The 2,415-nt window shown below is 33.3% G+C and carries 5 protein-coding genes and 1 tRNA gene; all 6 read left to right on the top strand.

The window, feature by feature from the left end; genetic code table 11:
• The first annotated feature begins 292 nt into the window (after positions 1-292).
• A tRNA-Arg gene (locus JSS34_08800) sits at positions 293-365 on the top strand.
• Between the two features lie 196 nt (positions 366-561).
• On the top strand, positions 562-717 hold the full coding sequence (locus JSS34_08795) for a hypothetical protein (GenBank protein MBS0186392.1): 156 nt from the start codon (positions 562-564) through the stop codon (positions 715-717).
• A 135-nt stretch (positions 718-852) separates the two neighbouring features.
• A complete protein-coding gene (locus JSS34_08790) occupies positions 853-1,038 on the top strand; it encodes a hypothetical protein (GenBank protein ID MBS0186391.1) in 186 nt (61 codons plus the stop codon).
• A gap of 12 nt (positions 1,039-1,050) precedes the next feature.
• Positions 1,051-1,143: a hypothetical protein gene (locus JSS34_08785; protein ID MBS0186390.1), complete on the top strand. Its 93-nt coding sequence runs from the start codon at positions 1,051-1,053 to the stop codon at positions 1,141-1,143.
• A gap of 33 nt (positions 1,144-1,176) precedes the next feature.
• Positions 1,177-1,578 (top strand): hypothetical protein, encoded by a 402-nt coding sequence (locus JSS34_08780; protein ID MBS0186389.1) that lies wholly within the window; start codon positions 1,177-1,179, stop codon positions 1,576-1,578.
• Positions 1,579-1,599: 21 nt separating this feature from the next.
• Positions 1,600-1,860: a hypothetical protein gene (locus tag JSS34_08775; protein ID MBS0186388.1), complete on the top strand. Its 261-nt coding sequence runs from the start codon at positions 1,600-1,602 to the stop codon at positions 1,858-1,860.
• Positions 1,861-2,415: the final 555 nt, after the last annotated feature.

Below are 2,415 nucleotides of genomic sequence, written 5' to 3'. Positions count from 1 at the left end.
CTAACATTATTTCTAACACTATTTCTAACACCATTTCTAACACATAATTCTAATATATAAATCTAGCGAAAAGAATAATTCTTCGTACAGGGAAAGGGAAAATTTGCCCAACAAACACAATTTCTAACACAATTTTCTAACATTAATTTCTAACATTATTTCTAACACATAATTCTAATATATAAATCTGGCGAAAAGAAGAAAAGAAGCATAGTCAGGCAAGATAACCAAAAAGCTCAAGATAACGAAAAAGCTCAAGAGCAGAACAACCTCACCGGCTCAAGGAGCAAGAGCGCTCGTAACTCAAGTGGCAGAGCAATTGCCTTCTAAGTAACAGGTTGAGGGTTCGAGTCCCCCCGAGCGTTAATGTATTTAACAATAGTATGATTACCGTTAATAGGAGCGACAGTGGCCGGATTATTCGGACGAATGATCGGCGGAAAGGGCGCATCTCTAATAACAGTTATAAATATGTTTATAACATGAGTATTAGGATTAGTAGTATTTCAGGAAGTAGTATTTTCTCGAAGTCCAACATATATCGAGTTATGAGATTGAGCGATGGTTCGAGTAGGATTTGAATTTGATTCATTAACAGCCGTAATGATAGTAGTAGTAACAAGTATATCATTAATGGTGCATATATATTCAACAGAATATATGGGATCAGATCCGCATTTAGTACGATTCATGTCATATCTTTCATTGTTCACATGATTTATGCTAATATTAATAACAGCATCAAATTTAATGCAATTATTTATAGGATGAGAAGGAGTGGGATTATGTTCATATTTACTAATAAATTTCTGATTCACAAGAATTCAAGCAAATAAATCAGCAATGAAGGCGATGATAGTAAACCGAATCGGTGATGTAGGAGTAGTAATAGGTATATTATTATGTTACAATTATTATGGATCAGTGGAATATTCAGTAATATTAACAATAGCGACACCATTAGAAGGGAAAATAATAGGATTAATGTTATTAATAGGTACAATAGGTAAATCAGCGCAAATCGGATTACATACATGATTACCAGATGCGATGGAAGGTCCAACACCAGTATCAGCATTAATTCATGCAGCGACAATGGTAACAGCCGGAGTCTTCTTATTATTAAGAACAAGTCCAATGTGAGAAGGATCACCAGAAGTAGTAGCAACAGTAGCAATAGTAGGAGCAGTAACAGCATTCTTTGGGGCAACAGTAGGATTGGTGCAAAATGACATTAAGAAAGTGGTAGCCTATTCGACATGTTCCCAATTAGGATATATGGTATTTGCATGTGGAGTATCAGCGTACTCCGCGAGTCTATTCCATTTATTTAATCATGCCTTCTTTAAAGCCTTATTATTCTTAAGTGCAGGTTCAGTAATTCATGCATTAGCAGATGAACAAGATTTACGAAAAATGGGAGCAGTAATAACACGTCAACCATTTACATATACAGCAATGTTAATAGGATCATTGGCATTAATGGGAACACCATTTTTAACAGGATTTTACTCAAAAGATACAATAATCGAATTAGCATATGGAGCATATAAAGTGGAAGGTACAATTGGACATTGATTATTATCAATAAGTGCGGGAATGACAGCATTCTATTCAATGAGATTATTACATGCGGCATTTATTACAACACCACAAGGAACTAAGAAAGTATTTGAATCGGCGCATGAGCCAGGAGTAGCAATGACATTGCCATTATTAATATTATCAATAGCAAGTATATATATAGGATATGTAATGAAAGATGTAATGATAGGAGTGGGAAGTCCATATTTAGAATTTGTAGGAAAAGAAGCACATCATGCAATGGAATCGGAATTTATACCAACATTAGTGAAATGAGTACCAGTAATCCTAAGTGGTATAGGAGCAACATTAGGAATAATAATATATCCATTATCATCAACAAAGATATCAAAACAAGTCTATACATTCTTGAATAATAAATGACATTTTGATCAAATTTATAACTCATTAATAGTGAAACCAATATTAGCAACAGGTTATAGTATAACATATAAAGTATTAGACCGAGGATTAATAGAAGAAATCGGACCAAGTGGAATAGTCCATCAAATCGGAATATTAACACGAGAAAGTAGTCGAATTCAATCAGGTCAAATATATCATTATTGTTTAGTAGTATTAGTAGGTACAATAGTATTTATATTATTTAGCAGTAATTAGGCCCATAACAGGGAAGAAAGACAACAAAAAGAAATCAAATCGAAAACGCACATCGAATCCCACAAAGTCGTTCGTACAAAAATAGGGCAAATTTCCGCAAAGCATAAAACTTTAAAAGATGAGAATTAAGGGAAAAATGAAGAGAAAAATTAAGGGACATTTGAAGGGATATTTTAAGAGATATTTTAGAAGATAATTTAAGAAGATAAA

This window comes from Pseudomonadota bacterium (genome assembly GCA_018242545.1).
GTDB lineage: Bacteria > Pseudomonadota > Alphaproteobacteria > 16-39-46 > 16-39-46 > 16-39-46.
Note: the sequence above shows the minus strand (reverse complement) of the source record. Positions and strands in the feature narration are given on the sequence as shown.

What these genes read in the sequence shown, in the direction of transcription:
- JSS34_08795 (MBS0186392.1), top strand. Translation starts at nt 562, where the DNA reads ATGGTTCGAGTAGGATTTGAATTTGATTCATTAACAGCCGTAATGATA.
- JSS34_08790 (MBS0186391.1), top strand. Translation starts at nt 853, where the DNA reads ATGATAGTAAACCGAATCGGTGATGTAGGAGTAGTAATAGGTATATTA.
- JSS34_08785 (MBS0186390.1), top strand. Translation starts at nt 1,051, where the DNA reads ATGGAAGGTCCAACACCAGTATCAGCATTAATTCATGCAGCGACAATG.
- JSS34_08775 (MBS0186388.1), top strand. Translation starts at nt 1,600, where the DNA reads ATGACAGCATTCTATTCAATGAGATTATTACATGCGGCATTTATTACA.